This window comes from Microbacterium proteolyticum, assembly GCF_014192415.1.
GTDB classification, from domain to species: Bacteria; Actinomycetota; Actinomycetes; order Actinomycetales; family Microbacteriaceae; genus Microbacterium; species Microbacterium proteolyticum.
Window position 1 is genome coordinate 403,908 of record NZ_JACHXY010000001.1, and the last position, 20,507, is coordinate 424,414.

Sequence of the window (20,507 nt, forward strand, 5' to 3'; positions counted from 1 at the left end):
CGCCAGCCTCCCGCGCCCGGCTCCGGCGCGACCGACGGATGCGAGGTCGGTGGACGCCGGCCCCCTGGGGAGGAGCGTCAGGAAGTAGTGCCCTGCTGGGCCGCCAGAACACGGATGCCGGACGCCACGAGCGTCCACGAACTCCCGCGGCGACTGAACAGACGCCCCTGGTCGTCGAGCACGCGGACGCTCGTGCTGCCGGCCGCCAACGTGCGGGTGCCCTCGGGCGCGACCGAGTCGGTACCGCGCCCGCCCACGCCGAACTCGTGCAGGGTGCTGACGCCGTCGACGCTGGAGAGGACGCCGATGGTGGTGTCGTCGAGCCACGCGAGGTCGAAGGCTCCTGGCTGCGAGAACGACAGCACGTGAGGCGGGCCGAGCTCGATGTCGCCGTTGGTGCGCTCGATGCCGGCGACCCACACCTCGCGCGTACCCGAGACCGTCACGACGGCGGCGATGCGCGTGCCATCGCGCGAGATCTGCATGGCGGTGATCTCTGCGGCATCCGGCCAAGCGTTGCCGACGTCGCGCGGCACGCCCTCGGCGGTGATGGCCCGCAACTGCGTGGGTGACGCGGCGGGAACGCTCCAGATGGCCCCCTCGGCGTCGATCGAGGGGGCGATGAGGCCCGGACGGTCATCGAGGAGGAAGGTCCGCCCGTCGGCCAGCGCGCTCGCGACCGTCCCTTGCTGCGTCCGGATCGCGGCGAGGCTGCGATCGGCTTCGAGCTCGATCGCGGAGGGCACCAGCGATTCGACCGCGTCGGAGAGGCCGTCGATCGGCTCGACCGTATCGCCCGCGAGCGAACCGAATTGCCCGATCGAGGTCAGCACCGCCGGAGAGGGATCGACTCGTGTGACGCGCACCGGCACCTCGGTGGCCGTGATGGGGGTGCCCTCGACCGTCATCTGCACGTCGCTGATACCGGCCGTCGCGAGGCTGCGGGCGAGCTGGGTCTGCATGCGGTCGAGCCGCGTGCGGTCGAGGCTCAGCACCGCCCTCGGCAACTGCACCTGCGCCACGCCGCTCTGCGAGAGGGTGACCGAGCGCCCCACGAGCGACAGTTCGTCGGGGAACGCCGATTCCACCGCACCCGCAAGCCACGCGCTGGGCTGCCCGTCGACGAGCGCGGTGGCCACCCGGCTGGCGACCAGGGCGCGGGGGAACCAGCGCACGTCGGGCACGATGAAGCTGTACGTGGGGTCGAAGTACGCGATGGATGCCGGTTGGTAGACGGTCGGGAACACCTCTTCGTACAGCACGACGCCGTCGGGGGCGGCGGTGATGCGCCATTGATCGTCGACGCGCGCGAGGGTGAACGACAGCGTCTCGGCCGTACCCGACGCCGCGGGGGCGTAGGCGCCGTCGGCATCCACCCCGGCCGTCGCCACCACCGACACCGCGACCGACGTGCCGTCGGCGGCGGCCGTGGCACGACGGTCGGCCAGGCGGTCGATCGTCACGCGGGCCCGCGGGTCCCACTGCGTCCCCGCGGCCAGGAAGAGCTTCGCGGTGGCCCAGTCGTCGGCGGGACCGGAACCGGCGCGGAGGAATCCCTCGACGATCTCACTGGGCGTGGCATCTTCCTGCGGGCCGTCGGGGACGAACGCGAAGGCCTGGGTGTCGTCGGCCTGCGGCCCCCGGCCCGGGTTGACGTAGCCGGTGGTGGGCAGACCCGTGCACGCCGTGAGCACGAGCACGAGCGCGAGGCTGACGAGGGCGAGGGCGCGCCTCATGACGGCCTCCTGACTCCGGGACGGGTCGAGATGGGCTGCGTGAGGCCGAGCGCCTCGAGGGCGCCCCCCTGCTCATCGTCGGGTTCGAGCGGCAACGGCGAGCCGGTCACGGGCCTGCCCGTGCGCGGCAGGGTCAGCACGAAGTTCGATCCTCGACCGGCCTCGGACCACACCGCCAGGGTGCCGCCGTGCAGGCGCGCGTCACCGAGCGCGATGGACAGACCGAGCCCCGTGCCGCCGATGGTGCGCACCCGTGACGGGTCGGCGCGCCAGAAGCGGTCGAAGACGCGCTCGACGTCCTCGGCGCGCATGCCGAGGCCGAAGTCGCGCACGCCGAGAGCGATGGCATCCCGATCGCTGTCGACCGAGACGACGATCGGCCGTCCCTCGCCGTGCTCGATCGCGTTGCCCAGCAGGTTCCGCACGATGCGGCGCACACGACGGGCGTCCATGTCGACCGGGGTGTAGCCCCCGGGGGCGACCAGGCGCACATCGGAACCGTGCCCTTCGGCCAGCTGCTCCATCGAGAGGATGACGTCTTCGGCGAGGTGGGCGAGACTGGTCGGCTCGAGCTCGAGCTGCACCGACCCCGCGTCGTACCGGCTGATCTCGAGCAGGTCGGTCAGCAGCACCTCGAATCGCTGCACCTGCGCGTGCAGCAGCTCCGCGGCGCGGCCGGTCACCGGGTCGAACTCCTCGCGCTGGTCGTTGATCATGTCGGCGGCGAGCTTGATGGTGGTCAGAGGCGTGCGCAGTTCGTGCGAGACGTCGGAGACGAAACGCTGCTGCACGAGCGAGAGATCGGCGAGCTCCTTGATCTGCGACTCGATGCTGTCGGCCATGGCGTTGAAGGAGCGGTTCAACGTCGCCAGCTCGTCTTCGCCGCGCACCGGCAGCCGCACACCCAGATCCCCCGCTGCGAGCTTCGCGCTGGTCTCGGCGGCATCCGCGATCGGGGTGGTCACCGACCGCAGGACGAACCAGGCGATCGCCCCGATCAGCACGACCAGGACGAGTCCCACCACCCACAGCAGCACCTGCACGAAGGAGAGCGTCTGCGAGGCGCTGACGAGGTCGTACCCCATGTAGAGCTCGTACGAATCGACGCCGTCCGAGGCGGGGAAACGCAGTTGGTGTCCGACCAGGATGCCGGGGACCTCGCGGCCGCCGTCGGAGGGCAGCGCGACCGACTGCCACCACTGCAGGTCGGGGCTCGACTGCACCTGCGTGCGCAGCGCCTCGGTGACGAGACTCGACTCGAACGCCGGTGAGATGAAGGGCTGAGGAGCGAGCGGTGAGGGCGGGCCGATGCGGTACAGCGCGATGAGGTCGCTGGAGGACTGCTGCGACAGGCGCGTCGCGATGCCGTTCATCAGAGTCTGCGCCGCGGCCGGGTCGGTGGAGTCCACCGCGGCATCGAGCGTCGCCTGCGCCGCGGCGGTGGCGCGCTGCGCTTCGAGGAGCACCTGGTCTTTTCGTGCGGTGAAGAGCTCGTTCTGGATGACCAGCGCCATCGCCAGACAGGTGGCGAGGATCGTCGCCGCCGTCAGCGTGACGGTGATGACGATGGTGCGAAAGCGCAGCGATCGGCGCCAGAGCGTGCGCAGACGATCACGGGCGAGACGCCAGTCGCGGAGGCCGCGCGGGCGAGGCGGGAGGGTGCGGACCGCCCCCGTCATGAGGTGCTCAGGCCACCGCGCCGGCGCGGTATCCCACGCCGCGCACGGTGGTCACGATCCGCGGATTGTCGGGGTCGGCCTCGATCTTGGCGCGTAGACGCTGCACGTGCACGTTCACCAGACGTGTATCGGCCTTGTAGTGGTAGCCCCACACCTGTTCGAGAAGCATCTCGCGCGAGAAGACCTGCTGCGGCTTCTCGGCGAGCGCGACGAGCAGTTCGAACTCCAGCGGGGTCAGCGCGATGGGCGCATCGCCCCGGCGCACTTCGTGGGCGGCGACGTCGACGGTCAGATCGCCGATGCGCAGGGTCTCGTCGACCGCCGCCTGGACCGGCCGAAGGCGTGTGCGGATCCGGGCGACGAGCTCCTTCGGGTTGAAGGGCTTCATGATGTAGTCGTCGGCGCCCGACTCGAGCCCCTTGACGACGTCGGAGGTGTCGGTGCGTGCGGTGAGCATGATGATCGGGACGCCGGATTCTGCGCGCACACGCGTGCAGATCTCGATGCCGTCCACCCCGGGGAGCATGAGGTCGAGGAGGATGAGGTCGGGGCGCTCGGTGCGCCAGGCGTCCACGGCCTGCGCACCGTCGGCGCAGAAGGCGGTGTCGAATCCCTCGGTGCGCAGCACGATGCCGATCATCTCGGCCAGCGCGGTGTCGTCGTCGACAACGAGGATCCGTGAAGTCATTCGGGTGTACGTCTTCCAGCTCGGACCCGCTCGGAAACGGGCAGGACGCCCCTGTGGGGGCATGTCCCATCGAGAGTAGTCGACCTGCCTGCACGAGAGGCGAGCGTGTCGGGGGTGTGTGACACGATGAACGGACCGCCATGTGACGAGGAGGCGCAACAGTGACCGCGTACCCGGCCTGGACTCCGGCATCCCGCCCCGGCATCGTGCCGTTGCACCCGTACGGGTTCGGCACGATCCTCGGCCGCTCCTTCGTCGCCCTGCGCCACAACCCGAAAGTCCTCTTGGGTTTCGCGCTCGTCACCCAGGCCGTGGCCTACATCGTGCTGACCGCGGCCGTCGCCGCCGCCGCGGTCGCGAGCTTCACGCGCCTCGACACCGTCGCCCCGGGCAGTGACGATTTCGACGCCATCCTCGCTGGCTCGGTGGTGGTCACCAGCGCCACCGCCCTCGTCCTGGGCGTGGCGACGGGCGCACTGAGCGTCGTCGTGCAGGGCGTCGTCGTCGCCGAGGTCGCGCACGCCGTCGTCGCCGAGAAGCCGTCGCTCAAGGCCGTATGGGCGCGCGTCAAGCCCGTCGTGTGGCGTCTGATCGGGTACAGCGCCCTCACCGTCCTCGCCACCGTCGTCGCGATCGGTGTGCTGGCCGGCATCGTCGCGCTGCTGGTCATGTCGGTGCTGTGGCTCGGCATCCTCCTCGGTGTGCTGGCGGTGCTCGGACTGGTCGTGGTGTCGCTCTGGCTCGCCGCCAAGCTCTACCTGGTGCCGTCGGCGATCATCCTCGAGCGCGCGCCGGTGTTCCGCGCGATCGCTCGATCGTGGCGGCTGACGCGCGGGCGCTTCTGGTCCACGCTCGGCGTGTTCATCGTGATCTCGGTCGCGTTCAGCATCGTCGCCCAGATCATCTCGATCCCCTTCAGCCTCATCGGAAGCCTCGTGCCGGCCATCATCGCCCCGACCGGCGAGACCGACACCGGCGCGGTCGTCGGCCTGATCGTCGTGCAGGTCATCGGCCAGTTCGGCATCCTGCTCGTGCAGTGCATCGCGCTCGTGGTGCAGTCCACCTCGGCGGCGCTCGTGTACGTCAACGCCCGCATGCGCGGGGAAGCCCTCGACCACGACCTGCAGACCTACGTCGAAGCGCGCGACGCGGGAGCGACAGAGCTCGACGACCCCTATCTGGTCGGCGTGGGACGGGTCGTCGCTCGTCCCGCACCGGTGCCGTACGGGGCTGCCGGCGTGCAAACGGGGTACGGCCTGCCGGGCGGACAGTCGGGGTACGGCATGCACGGCACGCAGCCGGGGTACGCGACGCCAGGTGGGCAGCCCGGCTACGGCGGGCCGGCCGCACAGCCGGGGTACGCGGCGCCGGCCGGTCAGCGGGGGTACACATCGCCGTCCGGTCAGCCGGAGTACACACTGCCGGCCGGTCAGCCGGGTCACGAGCAGCGATCGCGCGACGATGCGCCCGCCGGGGGCGACCCGGCCGCCTCCGCCGCGACCGATCGCCCCGCTCACGTCGAAACGCCGCGCACGCGGTCCGACCCCGCGGGGGCGACACCCACCACCTGGGTCGCACCCGGATCGAACGGCGACGCGTGAGATTCCCCGCCGCGCTCGCGGCAGCGTTCCCGCTGCTGCCCGACCCCGATGAGGCGCGGGAGTGGGCGGAACGGGAGCTGGCCGATCCGGCGTACGAGGCAGCCGAGCCCAACGTCGTCGACCGTATCGCCCAGGCGGTGGGTCGCTTCCTCGGCGACCTGCTGCGCGTGCCCGACACCTCCGGGTGGGGTCCGTCCGCGCTCATCGTCCTCGCGATCGTCATCGCCGCCCTGATCGTGGTCGCCGTCCTCATCTGGGGACGACCCCGCCTCGTGTCCCGCGCGACGCGGCCCGCTCACGCCCTGTTCGACGAGGACGACACCCGATCGGCCGACGATCTGCGTGCCGACGCCGCCCGGGCCGCCGCACGCGCCGACTGGGACGAGGCGATCGTGCTGCGCTTCCGCGCCTTCGCCCGAGGTCTCACCGAGCGCGGTCTCGTCGACCCGCCGCCCGGCGCGACGGTTCGCGCGTTCTGCCGCGAGGCGGCCGGCGCCCTCCCGACCCTTGCCGGACCCCTCGACGAGGCGGCCGAGATCTTCGACGACGTGCGGTACCTGCGCCGACCCGGCTCCGCCGATCGCTACCGAGCCATCGCCGATCTCGACGACCAGGCCGTGCGCGCGCGCCCCACCCCGGCGGCCGCACCGTGAGCGTCGCGGTGGCCCCCGTCCGATCCCGACGGCGCGGAGCCCTCGGCTGGGCGGCCTTGGCCGTGGGCCTGCTCCTGGTCGCGCTCGTCGGCGGCACCCTGGTCTACGGCGGGTACGCCCAACGCGCCGCCCTCGACCCCGAGTCCGCCGGGTCCGACGGCGCCCGCGCCGTCGTGCGCGTCCTGGAGCAGCAGGGCGTACGCGTGATCGTCGCGCGCGATCGCCCGGCCGCCGAGCGGGCGTTGGCCGACGGCGAGGCGACGCTCGCGATGCGCGACGCCCCCATGCTGTCCGACGATGCGCTGCGGGATCTGACCGATCGAGCGCGAGATGTCGTCCTGCTCGAGCCGCGCACGCGCGCACTCGACGTCCTGCTGAACGGTTCGGGACTCGGCGGCTTCGCCGACGACGAGGCGGTGGCCGCGGACTGCTCCCTGCCCGCCGCGGCGAACGCCGGGAGCGCACGGGTCGGCGAACTGATGACGCCGGGCGAGGGGGTCACCAGTTGCTTCCCCGTCGACGGCGAGTTCGGGCTCCTCACCGTCGAGACCACGGGCCGGACGATCACCGCGCTCGACGCGCTGGCGACGTTGACGAACGCGACCCTCCCCCGAGACGGCAACGCAGCCCTCGCCCTCGCCGTACTCGGCCAGAGCGACACGCTCGTCTGGTACCTGCCCTCCCCCGCCGACGCCGACCGCGCGGCCGACGTCCCGACGCTCAGCGAGCTGACTCCGCCCTGGGTCACCCCCGGCATCCTGTTGCTCATCGTCGCCGCCCTCATCGCGGCGATCTGGCGCGGACGCCGCTTCGGTCCCCTCGTGAGGGAGCGACTCCCGGTGACCGTGCGGGCGAACGAGACCACCGAGGGGCGCGCCCGCCTCTACGCCGTGGCGCGCGATGCGCCGCACGCCCTCGACGAGCTGCGGCGGGCGACGCGGGGGCGTCTGGAGCGTCTGCTCGGGCTCTCCGCGCGCAGCGACCCCGGTCGCATCGCCGACGCGGTCGCCGCACGCCTGGGCGCCGATCGCGCGCGGGTGCACGGCATCCTCATCGACGATCAACCCCGCACCGACCGCGACCTCGTCGCGGCGGCCGACCGACTCCGCGACCTCGAGGCGAGCGTGCGCGCCGCCGTCCGAACCGAAGGGACCACACGATGACCGACAGCCCCGAGAATCCGGCCTGGCCCGCCCCCTCGCACCCGGACGCGGTCCCCGGTCCCGACGCTCGCGCGTCGAGCGATCCGCGCGCCGCCGCGCCCGCGACGATCTCCGAACCGGAACGCACGCCCGCCGCCGGCACGGCCTCTGCGCCCGGCGCCGCCCCCACCACCACGCGGGCTCAGGCCCGGGCCGCCGACGACCACGCCGCGCTCCGCGAGTCCATGCACCGCGTGCGCCTCGAGGTGGGCAAGGCCGTCGTCGGACAGGACGGCACGGTCACCGGACTCCTCATCGCCCTGCTCTCGCGCGGCCATGTGCTCCTCGAGGGCGTCCCCGGGGTTGCCAAGACGCTGCTCGTGCGCTCCTTCAGCCGCGCCCTGGGTCTCGACACGCGTCGCGTGCAGTTCACCCCCGACCTCATGCCGGGAGACGTCACGGGGTCGCTCGTGTACGACCCCCGGGCCGGCGGGTTCGATTTCCGCCCCGGTCCCGTCTTCACCCACGTTCTGCTGGCCGACGAGATCAACCGCACGCCCCCCAAGACCCAGGCTGCCCTGCTGGAGGCGATGGAGGAGCGGCAGGTGTCGTCCGACGGCGAGAGCCGCGCCCTCCCCGACCCCTTCCTGGTCGCGGCGACCCAGAACCCCATCGAGCACGAGGGCACGTACACGCTGCCCGAGGCGCAGCTCGACCGGTTCCTGCTCAAGCTCGTCGTCGACCTACCCGGGCGCGACGCCGAGGTCGACGTGCTGCGTCGCCACGCGGGTGGCTTCGACCCCCGTCGCCTGGAGGACGCCGGGGTGCATGCGGTGGTCACGGCCGACGAGATCCTGGCGGCGCAGCGCGCCGCGGCATCCGTCGCCGTCGACGACGACCTGCTCGGCTACGTCGTCGACCTCGCGCGCGCCACCCGCCAGAGCCCCTCGGTGCTGCTGGGTGTCAGCCCGCGCGCGACGACGGGACTGCTGGCCGCGGCCAAGGCCTGGGCGTGGCTCGGCGGGTACCCCGCGATCACGCCCGACCATGTGCAGACGATGCTCGTGCCCGTCTGGCGCCACCGCATCCGCCTGCGCCCGGAAGCCGAGATCGAGGGCGTCTCGGTGGATGCCATCCTCACCTCCGTCCTGCAGCAGACCCGCGTCCCCATCTGATGTTCGTCACCGGCCGCCTCGCCCTGCTCGTCGCCCTCGGCGTCGTTCCTCTCGTGCTGCTGAGCAGCGCGGGGGTGCCGGCGTGGACCGCCGCGGGCGGGTGGGTGGTGCTCAGCGCCGTGCTGGCCGCCGTCGACATCGCCGTTGCCGCCGACGCGCGTCGCGTGGAGATCACGCGGACCCTGCCGGAGCGGGCCCTGCGCGACGAACCCGTCACGGGGGAACTGCGGGTGCGCAATCTCGGCACCCGCCTGCTGAGAGCGCGGGTGCGCGACGCGTGGCAGCCGACGGCCGGTGCGGCCCCGGGGCGGCAGAGCCTCACCGTCCCCCCGGGTGAGCGACGGGGAGCTCCCCTCTCGCTGCTTCCGCGTCGCCGGGGAGAGCTGCGCAGCGCGTTCGTCGTCGTACGTTCGGTGGGTCCGCTCGGCCTCGCCGGCCGTCAGGCCGTGATCGACGCCCCCGCGCGCCTGCGGGTGCTGCCCCCGTTCACCTCTCGGCGGCACCTCCCCTCGCGTCTCGCCCGGCTGCGGGAACTCGACGGCAACACCACCCTGCAGGTGCGAGGACAAGGCACCGAGTTCGACAGCCTCCGCGAGTACGTCCGCGGCGACGACGTCCGCTCCATCGACTGGCGGGCCACCGCCCGCGCGGGAACGACGATGCTGCGCACGTGGAGACCGGAACGCGACCGTCACGTCGTCATCGTCATCGACACCGGGCGCACGGCCGCCGCGCGGGTCGGCGACGGCGTGCGCCTGGACGCCGCGATGGAGGCCGCCCTGCTGCTCTCGGTCCTCGCGACGCGCGCCGGCGACCACGTGCACCTGCTCATGTTCGACCGCGTCACCCGCGCGCGCGTCACGCGGATCGACGGTTCGCAGCTGCTTCCCGCTCTGGTGGATGCCATGTGCCCGGTCGACCCCCAGCTCATCGACACCGACTGGGATGCCGCCTTCGCTCAGATGCGCGGACTGTCGGTGCGCCCGGCGATGGTCGTGCTGCTGACCGCGGCCGACGATCCCGAGGCCGCGCGCGCATTCCTCGCGTCGCTGCCCGCCGTCGCCTCACGGTCGCGGCTGTTGGTGGCGACGGCGACCGACGGTCCGGGCGAGGTACCGCCGCACCGGGATGCCGCGGACGTATACGCCGCCGCGGCCGTCGAGCGTGCCCGGCACGACGCGGAGCGCGTCCGTGACGCGGTGATGCGCGCGGGCGGTGACGCGGTGTCGGCGTCGGCCGAGGACCTGCCTCCCCTCGTCGCCGACCGCTACCTCGCGCTCAAGGCGGCGGGCCGGCTGTAGCACGTTCAGCCCCCATGCAGCCCCAGACATACGTCCCGGCTTATCCTGAGGGGTAATCTTCGAGCCGTCCGCGCGTCCCCTCCGTGCCCGGCTGCGCCGTCAACGCACAGGATGCGGGAGCTCTCTTGCCAGGTAATGCCACTACGCACTTCGATGATGTGGCCCTTGTTTCGGTGGCGAGCGTCCTGCCCAGCCGCGTGACGACGTCCGACGACATCGAGGCGAGGCTGGCCCCGGCGCTCGAGCGTCTCAAGCTCAAGCCCGGACTCCTGCGCCGCGTCGCGGGTGTCACCGAGCGCCGCAACTGGGCCGAGGGCGAGTCCTCCGACGAGGCGACGATCGCCGCGGGCAAACAGGCCCTCGTCGAGGCCGGTGTCGATCCCGGCGAGATCGGCCTGATCATCAACACCTCCGTGACCCGCAAGCACCTCGAGCCGTCGGTGGCCGTGCGCCTTCACCACGGTCTCGGTCTGCCGAGCTCGGCGATCAACTTCGACGTCGCCAACGCCTGCCTCGGCTTCATCAACGGCATGAGCCTCGCCGCCGGCATGATCCAGTCCGGCCAGGTCAAGTACGCCCTGATCGTCAACGGCGAGGACGCCGACGAGATCCAGGTCAACACCATCAACCGCCTCGTGCGCGAAGACCTCGACCGTGACGCCTTCATGCAGGAGTTCGCCTCGCTGACGCTCGGTTCGGGGGCCGCGGCCGCCGTGCTCGGTCGCGCGAGCGACCACCCCGAGGGTCACCGCATCGTCGGCGGAGTGACGCGCGCCGCCACCCAGTTCTACGACCTCTGCGTCGGCAGCGTCGACGGCATGTTCACCGACGCCAAGGCGCTGCTGAAGGGCGGACTCGACCTCGTCGTGTCGGCGTGGAAAGAAGCCAAGGGCGAGTTCGACTGGACCGGCATGGATCGCTACGTCACGCACCAGGTGTCGTCGGTCCACACCTCCGCGATCGTCCGCGCCGCCAAGCTCGACCGCACTCGCGTGCCGGTCACGTACCCCACCCTGGGCAATGTGGGACCGGCCTCCATCCCCATCACCCTTGCCGCCGAGCAGAAGACGCTGCGCCGGGGCGACCGCGTCCTGCTGATGGGAGTGGGCTCCGGGCTGAACACCGGCATGCTGGAGCTGGCCTGGTGAGGGTCACCACCCCCGGCGCGACCCTGCCCCCGGTGGGTCTGCCCGGTCTCGACCCGGCTCTGTCCCGCCTGGTCGCCGTCGACGGCGTCGCCGCCGATGCGCGCGCCACCCGCACCTGGCACGTGCTCGACACCGGCGACGCCCTCGCCGAGCGCGGCATCGCCCCCGTCGGCACGATCGTCGCCGTCCACGGTAACCCCACCTGGTCGTACCTCTGGCGTGCACTGGTGAGCACCTCGCTGCAGCGCGCCGAGGCCGGCCGCACGGCGTGGCGGGTGGTCGCCGTCGATCAGCTCGAGATGGGCTTCTCGGAGCGCTCGGGTCTGCGACGGACGCTCGCCCAGCGCATCGCCGATCTCGGCGCGCTCGTCGACGAGCTCGGCATCCCGGGTCCGGTCGTGACGATCGGGCACGACTGGGGCGGGCCCGTCTCGCTCGGCTGGGCCGTCGAGAATCGCGACCGCCTTGCCGCCGTGATCGCCCTGAACACCGCCGTGCATCACCCCGATGGAGCGCCGCTGCCCTTCGCGTTGCGCGTGGCCACCGCCCGTGGACTGCTCGCCGCCGGAACGACGGGGACGACCGCGTTCCTCGACACCACGCTCGCGCTCGCCGATCTCGATCCGGCCGTGCGCTCCGCCTTCCGGGCGCCCTATGCCACCGTCGCCCGCCGACGCGGGATCGGCGGGTTCGTCGCGGACATCCCCGCCACCTCGGCCGACGAGAGCACCCCCGCTCTGCGTCGCATGTCGGCAGGGCTGCGGCGACTGGACGTGCCGGCGCTCCTGCTGCGGGGCCCCAAGGACCCCGTGTTCGGCGAGGGACACCTCGACGACCTCACCGAGCGCCTGCCCCACGCCGACGTGCATCGCTTCGAGGGCGCCGGGCACCTCATCGCCGAAGAGCGGCCCTACGCCGAAGTCGTGCTCGACTGGCTCGACGAGAAGGTCGTGGATGCCGAGACCCCGCGCGCCGCGCAGGACTCCGGCGCGGCCGCGTCACCGTCGGCCCGTGACACCGACGCGAACGACGGCGCGGCCGACACCCCCGCCGTTCCGACCTCCGCCACGCCCGCGGCGGAGGCGGCCGCCGGCTATCTCTGGGACGCCCTCGACGCCCGTCGCGACGACGACGACACCGCGGTGATCGACATGAGCACCTCCCGCGGCGGCCGGCCGCTCCGCGTGAGCTGGCGTCAGCTCGCCGCCCGCGTCGACGAGATCGCCGCCGGCCTCGACGCGTTCGGCGTCCGCGCGGGCGACCGCGTCTCGCTGCTCGTGCAGCCCGGCCCCACCCTCACCGCCGCGCTGTACGCGTGCCTGCGCATCGGCGCCGTCGTCGTCGTGGCCGACCGCGGTCTCGGCATCCGGGGTCTGTCGCGTGCCGTCCGCGGTGCCGTGCCCGACATCGTCATCGGCGAGGTCGCGGGACTCGCGGCCGCGCGCGCCCTCGGCTGGCCCGGCCGCCGCATCTCGGCCGCCGCCCTGTCCGCCGCAGGTTCGCGTGCACTGGGCGTGGACGCGAGCCTGTCCGACCTGGCCCGCGCCGGGCGGGGTCGCGCCGTGCCCGCACCCCCCGCGCCCGACGCCGATGCCGCCGTGCTGTTCACGTCCGGCTCGACCGGGCCGGCCAAGGGCGTCGTCTACACGCACGCGCAGCTGACGGCCCTGCGCGACACCCTCGCCGCACACTTCGGCGTCACCGCCGACACGGGTCTCGTGACCGGCTTCGCGCCGTTCGCGCTGCTCGGCCCGGCGCTGGGTACGCGCTCCGCCACACCCGCCATGGACGTCTCCGCTCCCCGCACCCTCACCGCCGCCGCCGTCGCGGCAGCCGTGCGAGCGTCGGACGCGCGTATGGTCTTCCTCTCGCCCGCCGCCGTCGCCAACGTCGTCGCGACGGCATCCGACCTCGGTGCCGATGACCGCGCCGCGCTCGAGCGCGTCGAGACGTTCCTCTCCACCGGCGCCCCGGTCGGCATCGACCTGCTCCGTCGGGCTCAGCGCCTCATGCCGAACGCCGTCGCGCACACCCCGTACGGCATGACGGAGTGCCTACTCGTCGCCGACGTCACCCTGCCCGAGATCGAGCGCGCCGCGGGTGATCGCGGGGTCTGCGTCGGACGCCCGCTCGGCACAGGCCAGGTGCGCATCTCGGCGATCGACCCGAACGGTCGGGCCGCCGGAGAGCCGACGACCGACGCCGGAGTGACCGGCGAGATCGTCATCTCCGCCCCTCACCTCAAGCGGGGGTATTTCCGCCTCTACCTCACCGACCGCGAGGCGCGTCGGGGACTCCCCGACCGCTGGCACCGCACCGGCGACGTCGGCCACCTCGACGCCGACGGACGCCTCTGGGTCGAGGGGCGACTCCCCCACGTCATCACCACCGCCGAAGGCCCCGTGACCCCGGTCGGCATCGAGCAGGATGCCGAGACCGTCGGCGCCGTCGTACGCGCGGCGGCCGTGGGAGTCGGGCCCGTCGGCCGTCAGGTCGTCGTCGCGGTCGTCGAAGCCGGCGTGCGACGCCCCGGGCTCGCATCCCCCGCCCTGACCGACGCCGTTCGCGCCGCGACCCGCCAGCGGCTGGCGGCCGTGCTGGTGGTTCCCACCCTCCCCACCGACATCCGCCACAACTCGAAGATCGATCGCACCCGCGTCGCCGCGTGGGCCGAGCGCCTCTTGGCCGGCGAGAACCCGACGGCGCCGTGAGGGTGCTCGCCACCGGCGCGTCCGGGTTCCTCGGCGGGGCGGTCGTGCGCGCCCTGCAGGACGCCGGGCACTCCGTCCGCACCCTCCAGCGCCGCCCCTCGGGCGTCGACGGCGCCGAGGATCGTCTCGGTTCCGTGACGGATCCGGATGCCGTGGCATCCGCCCTCGACGGCGTCGACGGCGTGGTGCACCTGGCGGCCAAGGTCTCGCTCGCGGGAGACCCGGCCCAGTTCCGCGCGGTCAACGTCGAGGGCACGCGCACGCTCCTCGACGCCGCGGCCGCCGCCGGTGTCTCGCGCGTCGTGCACGTGTCGTCGCCGTCGGTCGCGCACGCCGGCCACGCGCTCGCGGGCGTCGGCGCCGAGCCCGCCGATCCGGATGCCGCGCACGGCGAATACGCGCGTACCAAGGCCGAGGCCGAGCTGCTGGCGCTCTCCCGCGCGGACGCGGGTACCGCGCTCGTCGCGATCCGCCCGCACCTGGTCTGGGGCCCGGGCGACACCCAGCTCATCGCACGCATCGTCGACCGCGCACGCCGAGGCCGTCTGCCCCTGCTGAACGGCGGCACGGCGCTCATCGACTCCACGTACGTCGACAACGCGGCATCCGGAATCGTCGCCGCGCTCGCCCGTGTCGACGACGTCAGCGGACGCGCGTACGTGCTGACCAATGGCGAACCGCGCCCGGTCGGCGACCTGCTCGCCGGGATCTGCCGCGCCTCGGGCGTCACGCCGCCGAGGTTCAGCGTGCCCGCGGGGCTGGCTCGCGTGGCCGGCGCCCTCGTCGAGCGCGTGTGGGCCGTCCGTCCGGGCGAGGACGAACCGCCCATGACCCGCTTCCTCGCCGAGCAGCTGTCGACGGCGCACTGGTTCGACCAGACCAAGATCCGCCGTGACCTGCGGTGGACGCCCTCGGTGTCGCTCGATGAGGGCCTGCGCCGCCTGTCGCTCGCCTGAGCCCGGGCCTCGCGGCGCCCCCACCCCCCACCCCCTGCGAGAAACGCGATCCGCGGGAAGAAACGCCCCGTCACGTTGTTTCTCGCCGCGAAACGCGTTTCTCGGTGACGGAAACAGCGACCGCCGCCCACCCGCAACGCGGGAAGGCCCGCCCCACACGGGGGACGGGCCTTCCGGATGCCGCGACGACCGAGCCGCGGCGGGTCGCTCTCAGACCAGGTCGAACCGGTCGAGTTCGGTGACCTTGCGCCAGGCGGCGACGAAGTCGCGCACGAACTTCTCCTTCGCGTCGTCGGAGGCGTAGACCTCGGCGAGCGCGCGCAGCTCGGAGTTCGACGAGAACACCAGGTCGACGCGCGTGCCGATCCCGATGCGCTCCCCCGACCCGTCGCGAGTGCCCTCGAACGCGTGCTTGCCGCTGTCGAGCGGCTTCCACGTCGTGCCCAGATCGAGCAGGTTCGCGAAGACGTCGTTGGTCAGGGCGCCCGGGGTGTCGGTGAAGACGCCCCAGTCGCTGCCGTCCCAGTTGGCCCCGATCGCGCGGAGCCCGCCGACCAGCACCGTCATCTCGGGCGCGGTGAGCGTCAGCAGGTTGGCCTTGTCGAGCAGCAGGAACTCCGCCGGCAGCCGCGTCTCGCGCGAGGCGTAGTTGCGGAAGCCGTCGGCGATCGGCTCGAGCCAGCGGAACGACGCGATCTCGGTCTGCTCCTGCGACGCGTCGGTGCGACCGGGGGTGAAAGGCACCTCGACGTCGACTCCGCCTGCGAGAGCGGCCTGCTCCACACCGGCATTTCCCGCGAGCACGAGCAGGTCGGCGATCGAGACCTTCTTGCCGTCCTGCGCCTGTGCGTCGAAGGCGGCCTTGATCTTCTCGAGCACCTCGAGCACGGATGCCAGCTGCTCGGGGTTGTTGACCGTCCAGCTCTTCTGCGGCTCGAGGCGGATGCGCGCGCCGTTCACGCCGCCGCGCTTGTCGCTCCCGCGGAAGGTGGATGCCGCGGCCCAGGTCGTCGTGACGAGCTGCTGCACCGTCAGGCCGCTGTCGAGGATCTGCCGCTTCAGCGACGCGGCGTCGGCAGCGTCGATCAGCGCGTGGTCGACGGCGGGCACCGGGTCCTGCCACGTGAGCACCTCTGCGGGCACCTCGGAGCCGAGGTAGCGCTCACGCGGGCCCATGTCGCGGTGGGTCAGCTTGAACCAGGCGCGGGCGAAGGCATCCTGGAACGCGGCCGGGTCTTCGGCGAAGCGCCGCGAGATCTTCTCGTAGGCCGGGTCGACGCGCAGGGCCAGGTCGCTGGTGAGCATGCGGGGCTCCCGGCGGCCGTCGGAGTGCGCCTCGGGCACGAGGCCCGCGCCACCGCCGTTGACGGGACGCCACTGGTGCGCGCCGGCGGGGCTCTGGAACAGCTCCCACTCGTAGGCGAAGAGGATGTGGAAGAACTCGTTGTCCCAGCGGGTCGGGTGGTAGGTCCAAGTGACCTCGAGACCGCTGGTGATCGTGTCGTCGCCCTTGCCGGTGCCGTGGCTGTTCTTCCAGCCCAGGCCCTGGTCGTTGATGTCGGCGGCCTCGGGGTTGACGCCCACGTTCGAGTCGTTCGCCGCGCCGTGCGTCTTGCCGAACGTGTGGCCGCCGGCGATGAGGGCGACGGTCTCCTCGTCGTTCATGGCCATGCGCCCGAACGTCTCACGGATGTCGTGGGCCGACAGCTGCGGGTCGGGGGTGCCGTTGGGTCCCTCGGGGTTGACGTAGATCAGGCCCATCTGGACGGCCGCGAGGGGACGTTCCAGTTCACGGTTGCCGGTGTAGCGATCGTCGCCGAGCCAGGTGGTCTCGGGGCCCCAGTACACGTCGTCGTCGGGCTCCCACACGTCGGTGCGGCCGCCGGCGAAGCCGAACGTCGGGAAGCCCATGCCTTCCAGCGCGACGTTGCCGGCGAGGATCATCAGGTCGGCCCACGAGATCGACTGGCCGTATTTCTTCTTGATCGGCCAGAGCAGACGGCGGGCCTTGTCGAGGTTGACGTTGTCGGGCCAGCTGTTCAGCGGGGCGAAGCGCTGCATGCCCGCGCCGGAGCCGCCGCGGCCGTCGGTCACACGGTAGGTGCCGGCACTGTGCCACGCCATGCGGATCATGAGAGGGCCGTAGTGGCCGAAGTCGGCGGGCCACCAGTCCTGCGAGGTCGTCATGACCTGCTGGATGTCGCTCTTGACGGCATCCAGATCCAGCGCCTCGAAGGCCGCGCGGTAGTCGAAGCCCTCGTCGAGGGGGTCGCGCAGCGCGTTGTTCTTGGCGAGGATCTTCACATTCAGGGCCTCGGGCCACCACACGCGGTTGGCCGAACCCTGGGTCGGGTGCGGCAGGGCACCGGCGGGCTCGCTGTCGGCGGGGGCTTCGCCCACCGGCAGTCGGTTGTCGTCGGGGGCGGCGCCGTCGGGGAAGACGGGGCATCCGTTCAGAGTGTCGCTCATCGGGATCCTCTCGGTTTTTCGGCTTCGGACTTCGCTCGACAATCGGAGCACACGCCCCAGAACGTCACCTCGGCGGTCTCTATGAGATACCCGCTTCCCTCCGGCACGTGCAGGCAGGGGGCGGACCCCACGATGCAGTCCACATCGTCGATGCGTCCGCACGAGGTGCACACCACGTGGTGGTGGTTGTCGCCCACGCGCAGTTCGAACGTGCCGGCGTGACCGGCGGGTTCGATGCGGCGGGCGAGACCGGCGTCGGCGAAGTCGCCGAGCGCGTTGTACACCGACTGCTTGCTGGTGCCGGGAAGGATGCCGCGAATCACATCGAACACGGTGTCCGCCGTGGCGTGCGGATGCGCGCGCAGAGCCTCGAGCACGGCGACACGCGTCGCCGTGACCCGCAGGCCCGCCTTGCGGATGAGGGCATCCGCAGCGGCATCCGGTCGACTGTCGAGCATGCGACAAGCGTATCTATTTTTGAGTGAATCAAAAATGACACGCCGGCAAACGATCGGGATGCCGGATGTTGTTCACCCGGCCGTCAGCGTCGGCGTCCCCGCCTCGTACTCGGTGACGTCACCCGTCTCACCGGCGCGTGCGGCTCGGCGACCCACCCACAGCATGTAGAAGAGGAAGACTCCCAGCGCCGCCGCGCCGATGGCGATCTTGATCGGCCACGGCCAGTCGCGCGGCGTCACGAACCCCTCGACGACGCCCGACAGCGCCAGGGCGAAGACCAGGCCCACCGCCACCGTCGCCAACGACCGACCGGCAGCGGCGAGCGCCTCCCCGCGCGTGCGACGGCCGGGTGCGACCCACGCCCAGAAGATCTGCAGCCCCGCCGCACCCGCGACGAAGATGGCGGTGAGCTCCAGCAGGCCGTGCGGAAGGATGAACTGGAAGAAGACGTCGGCGCGGTCGAAGGCGATCATGATCGCGGCCGACTGGCCCACGCCCACGGCGTTCTGCATGATCACCATCACCGGCCACACCCCGGTCACCCCGAACATCACGCACTGCGCCGCGATCCAGGCGTTGTTGGTCCAGACGGTCCCGGCGAAGATCGCGTTCGGATTCTCGCGGTAGTAGTCCACGAACTGCTCGTCGGCGTAGTTCTGCAGATCGCTCTGCGCGCCGAGCGCGGCGATCGCGGCGGGATCGCCCGAGATCCACAGGGCGACCAGCGTCGACACCAGGAGGAAGAACACCGTCACCGCCAGCGTCATCCATCGCACGCGGTACAGGGCCGCCGGCAGCTGCAACAAGAAGAATCGGGGCAGCTGCTTGAGCACGTTCTCGCGGACGCCGGTCAAGCGGAGCCGGGTGCGCGCCAGCAGGATCGAGACGTGATCGCCCTGTGGCGTCCGCCCCGCGGAGGTCTTGATGTCGGCGAGATCGGCCGACGCCGCCCGGTAGCGGGTGACGAGTTCGTCGACCTCGGGGCCGCTCAGATGCCGCGTGCGCCCGAGCTCGTCGAGACGGGCCCACTCCTCCCGCCGAGCAGCCGTGAGGGCGTCGAGGTCCATGTGGTCAACTGTACGCATGGCTCTGCCTCCGACCCCCGCCCCCGCGGTCGCCGTGGTGCACATGAACGCGGACGAAACCCTCACCGGCGAAGCCGTCGCCCTCGACACGCAGCCCGTCGGATTCTTCCTGCGCGCCGTCGGAGCCGTCATCGACTTCGTCGTCGGCGCGGTCGTGCTGGTGGGCTGTGCGCTGCTCCTGCTCTGGATGATCGGGGCGGGCACCCTGCCCGAGTCGGCGATCGGCATAGGCGTCATCGCGCTGCTCGTGGTCGTCATGGTGGTGCTGCCCACCACGGTCGAAACGCTGTCTCGCGGGCGCAGCCTCGGCCGCCTGGTCGTGGGGGCCCGCATCGTGCGCACCGACGGCGGCGCCGCGGGCTTCCGGCAGGCCCTCATCCGCGCGTTGGTGGGAGTGCTCGAGCTGTGGTTCACCCTGGGCGCGATCGCAGCCGTCGTCGGCATCTTCACCCCGCGCGCGCAACGCCTCGGCGACCTCCTGGCGGGCACGGCGAGCGAACGCACCCGCACGCGCCCCCTGCCGCCCGCGGCACCCGGGCTGCCGCCGGGCCTGGAGCCGTGGGCCGAGATCGCCGACGTCACGCGGCTGCCCGATCGTCTCGCCGCGCGCATGTCGCAGTTCGTGCGCGGGGCCGACGCCCTGGAGCCCGCCGCGCGCGCCCGCGTCGCGGCATCACTGGCCGACGCCGTGCGCCCCTTCGTCTCACCGCACCCGGCGGTGGACGCCGAGACGTTCGTCCGGGCAGTGTCCACCGTGCGGCGCGACCGCGAGTACCGCGCGCTCGTCCTCGAGAGTTCGCGCGCTGCAGCGCTCACCGAGCAGCCCTGACCCCTGCACGCGCCTCGTCGACGCGAGAGGGTCAGGTGCGCAGCGTCTCGTGCCGCACGACGACCCAGCCCTTGGGCACAGACAGCCGATCGGCGTGGATCGCACACAGATCGTGCGCGTGAGGGTCGCCGGCGGGACCCATCGGGCCGAGGGCCGCCATCTGGTCGCCGTAGTCGTAGGTGAGGGTGCTCATCGCCTCGCGGGCGCATCCCACCTTCGAGCAGAGTCTGTCGCGCATCGCCGGTCAGCCTAGTCAGCACCTCCCCCGCCGCCTCCGCGCCGCGCCGGTGCCCGGCATCCACTCCCGTCCCACCCGGCGCGCCGGAGCCCGCACACCCGGCGCACCGGAGCCCGCCCAGCCCGCCCGCGCACCCGGGTGTGCCCACCTCCGCGCACCCGCGAACGTAGGATGGGGCGCATGATGCGTCGCCGATCCCGCGAAGCGCGGCCGGTCGCCCGCCCGTCGCGTCACGGGCGGCACGGGCGTGAGAACCGCAGCCCGGTGGTGCGACCCCCGCTGCCCCCGATCGACACGCGCGTCGAGAGGTTCGACATCGCGGTGAGCACCGCGGCGGAGTTCCTGCGCTCGGCCTGGACCGACCTGCGCGAGGTCTCGTTCGAGATCGGCATCATGCCTCCCGCCTCCGCCGACGGCATCCCGCGCTGGACGGTTCTGCGGGAGCAGAAGCGCATCATCCTGTACCGGGTGCCCATCGAACGCCTGGGGCACCCGCATCAGGACGACGATCTGCACCGTCGCATGGTGATCGAGGGAGCCGTGTTCCGCGCGGCCGCCGAGTACCTCGACCGCGACCCCTGGGATCTCGGGCCGGAGCGGTTCCGCTTCTCCTGAACCACCGGCAGTTCGGATGACA

General features: G+C 72.3%; 17 protein-coding genes. 10 read left to right on the top strand and 7 right to left on the bottom strand.

The window, feature by feature from the left end; genetic code table 11:
* Nucleotides 1-77: 77 nt before the first annotated feature.
* From FHS07_RS01975 to mtrA, 3 genes are read right to left on the bottom strand one after another with little or no spacing between them, the layout of a single operon-like run.
* A complete protein-coding gene (locus tag FHS07_RS01975; RefSeq protein WP_183418237.1) occupies nt 78-1,736 on the bottom strand; it encodes an LpqB family beta-propeller domain-containing protein in 1,659 nt (552 codons plus the stop codon).
* Nucleotides 1,733-3,415, bottom strand: a complete 1,683-nt coding sequence (gene mtrB, locus FHS07_RS01980) for an MtrAB system histidine kinase MtrB (RefSeq protein ID WP_183418238.1) — start codon at nt 3,413-3,415, stop codon at nt 1,733-1,735. Before mtrB ends, FHS07_RS01975 begins: the two co-directional genes overlap by 4 nt.
* Before the next feature lie 7 nt (nt 3,416-3,422).
* Nucleotides 3,423-4,103 (bottom strand): MtrAB system response regulator MtrA, encoded by a 681-nt coding sequence (gene mtrA / locus FHS07_RS01985; RefSeq protein WP_183418239.1) that lies wholly within the window; start codon nt 4,101-4,103, stop codon nt 3,423-3,425.
* Between the two features lie 161 nt (nt 4,104-4,264).
* On the opposite strand from mtrA, the gene FHS07_RS01990 reads away from it, so the two are divergent.
* From FHS07_RS01990 to FHS07_RS02025, 8 genes are all read left to right on the top strand, one after another.
* A complete protein-coding gene (locus tag FHS07_RS01990; RefSeq protein WP_183418240.1) occupies nt 4,265-5,704 on the top strand; it encodes a DUF7847 domain-containing protein in 1,440 nt (479 codons plus the stop codon).
* On the top strand, nt 5,701-6,357 hold the full coding sequence (locus tag FHS07_RS01995) for a DUF4129 domain-containing protein (RefSeq protein ID WP_183418241.1): 657 nt from the start codon (nt 5,701-5,703) through the stop codon (nt 6,355-6,357). Before FHS07_RS01990 ends, FHS07_RS01995 begins: the two co-directional genes overlap by 4 nt.
* An 8-nt stretch (nt 6,358-6,365) precedes the next feature.
* Nucleotides 6,366-7,520 (top strand): DUF4350 domain-containing protein, encoded by a 1,155-nt coding sequence (locus FHS07_RS02000; RefSeq protein ID WP_343054578.1) that lies wholly within the window; start codon nt 6,366-6,368, stop codon nt 7,518-7,520.
* 224 nt (nt 7,521-7,744) lie between these two features.
* Nucleotides 7,745-8,674 (top strand): AAA family ATPase, encoded by a 930-nt coding sequence (locus FHS07_RS02005; RefSeq protein WP_183419365.1) that lies wholly within the window; start codon nt 7,745-7,747, stop codon nt 8,672-8,674.
* The gene (locus tag FHS07_RS02010; RefSeq protein WP_183418243.1) at nt 8,674-9,975 is read left to right on the top strand and encodes a DUF58 domain-containing protein; all 1,302 of its coding nucleotides are present in this window, start codon (nt 8,674-8,676) and stop codon (nt 9,973-9,975) included. Before FHS07_RS02005 ends, FHS07_RS02010 begins: the two co-directional genes overlap by 1 nt.
* Nucleotides 9,976-10,100: 125 nt before the next feature.
* Nucleotides 10,101-11,123, top strand: coding sequence for a 3-oxoacyl-ACP synthase III (locus FHS07_RS02015; RefSeq protein ID WP_183418244.1), 1,023 nt, complete (start codon nt 10,101-10,103; stop codon nt 11,121-11,123).
* Nucleotides 11,120-13,834, top strand: coding sequence for an alpha/beta fold hydrolase (locus FHS07_RS02020; protein ID WP_183418245.1), 2,715 nt, complete (start codon nt 11,120-11,122; stop codon nt 13,832-13,834). The genes FHS07_RS02015 and FHS07_RS02020 overlap by 4 nt, the downstream gene beginning before the upstream one ends.
* The gene (locus tag FHS07_RS02025) at nt 13,831-14,790 is read left to right on the top strand and encodes an NAD-dependent epimerase/dehydratase family protein (protein ID WP_183418246.1); all 960 of its coding nucleotides are present in this window, start codon (nt 13,831-13,833) and stop codon (nt 14,788-14,790) included. Before FHS07_RS02020 ends, FHS07_RS02025 begins: the two co-directional genes overlap by 4 nt.
* 210 nt (nt 14,791-15,000) lie before the next feature.
* On the opposite strand, the gene katG is transcribed toward FHS07_RS02025, so the two are convergent.
* From katG to FHS07_RS02040, 3 genes are all read right to left on the bottom strand, one after another.
* Complete coding sequence (katG, locus tag FHS07_RS02030; RefSeq protein ID WP_183418247.1) at nt 15,001-17,259, bottom strand: catalase/peroxidase HPI; 2,259 nt, start codon at nt 17,257-17,259, stop codon at nt 15,001-15,003.
* On the bottom strand, nt 17,256-17,717 hold the full coding sequence (locus FHS07_RS02035) for a Fur family transcriptional regulator (protein ID WP_183418248.1): 462 nt from the start codon (nt 17,715-17,717) through the stop codon (nt 17,256-17,258). Before FHS07_RS02035 ends, katG begins: the two co-directional genes overlap by 4 nt.
* Nucleotides 17,718-17,789: 72 nt before the next feature.
* Nucleotides 17,790-18,785, bottom strand: a complete 996-nt coding sequence (locus tag FHS07_RS02040; RefSeq protein WP_183418249.1) for a stage II sporulation protein M — start codon at nt 18,783-18,785, stop codon at nt 17,790-17,792.
* A gap of 16 nt (nt 18,786-18,801) precedes the next feature.
* On the opposite strand from FHS07_RS02040, the gene FHS07_RS02045 reads away from it, so the two are divergent.
* Nucleotides 18,802-19,632, top strand: a complete 831-nt coding sequence (locus FHS07_RS02045) for an RDD family protein (RefSeq protein WP_246383071.1) — start codon at nt 18,802-18,804, stop codon at nt 19,630-19,632.
* A gap of 31 nt (nt 19,633-19,663) precedes the next feature.
* Here the strand turns inward: FHS07_RS02045 and FHS07_RS02050 are convergent, their stop codons facing one another.
* On the bottom strand, nt 19,664-19,870 hold the full coding sequence (locus FHS07_RS02050; protein ID WP_055958394.1) for a DUF3499 family protein: 207 nt from the start codon (nt 19,868-19,870) through the stop codon (nt 19,664-19,666).
* Nucleotides 19,871-20,050: 180 nt separating this feature from the next.
* On the opposite strand from FHS07_RS02050, the gene FHS07_RS02055 reads away from it, so the two are divergent.
* Complete coding sequence (locus tag FHS07_RS02055; RefSeq protein WP_221189102.1) at nt 20,051-20,485, top strand: hypothetical protein; 435 nt, start codon at nt 20,051-20,053, stop codon at nt 20,483-20,485.
* Nucleotides 20,486-20,507 lie beyond the last annotated feature (22 nt).

Excerpts from the sequence above, each read along its gene's own strand:
- FHS07_RS02040 (WP_183418249.1), bottom strand. The coding sequence starts at position 18,785 with ATGGACCTCGACGCCCTCACGGCTGCTCGGCGGGAGGAGTGGGCCCGT.
- mtrB (WP_183418238.1), bottom strand. The coding sequence starts at position 3,415 with ATGACGGGGGCGGTCCGCACCCTCCCGCCTCGCCCGCGCGGCCTCCGC.
- FHS07_RS02005 (WP_183419365.1), top strand. The coding sequence starts at position 7,745 with ATGCACCGCGTGCGCCTCGAGGTGGGCAAGGCCGTCGTCGGACAGGAC.
- FHS07_RS02055 (WP_221189102.1), top strand. The coding sequence starts at position 20,051 with ATGATGCGTCGCCGATCCCGCGAAGCGCGGCCGGTCGCCCGCCCGTCG.
- mtrA (WP_183418239.1), bottom strand. The coding sequence starts at position 4,103 with ATGACTTCACGGATCCTCGTTGTCGACGACGACACCGCGCTGGCCGAG.
- FHS07_RS02045 (WP_246383071.1), top strand. The coding sequence starts at position 18,802 with ATGGCTCTGCCTCCGACCCCCGCCCCCGCGGTCGCCGTGGTGCACATG.
- FHS07_RS01975 (WP_183418237.1), bottom strand. The coding sequence starts at position 1,736 with ATGAGGCGCGCCCTCGCCCTCGTCAGCCTCGCGCTCGTGCTCGTGCTC.
- FHS07_RS02010 (WP_183418243.1), top strand. The coding sequence starts at position 8,674 with ATGTTCGTCACCGGCCGCCTCGCCCTGCTCGTCGCCCTCGGCGTCGTT.
- katG (WP_183418247.1), bottom strand. The coding sequence starts at position 17,259 with ATGAGCGACACTCTGAACGGATGCCCCGTCTTCCCCGACGGCGCCGCC.
- FHS07_RS02050 (WP_055958394.1), bottom strand. The coding sequence starts at position 19,870 with ATGCGCGACAGACTCTGCTCGAAGGTGGGATGCGCCCGCGAGGCGATG.
- FHS07_RS02035 (WP_183418248.1), bottom strand. The coding sequence starts at position 17,717 with ATGCTCGACAGTCGACCGGATGCCGCTGCGGATGCCCTCATCCGCAAG.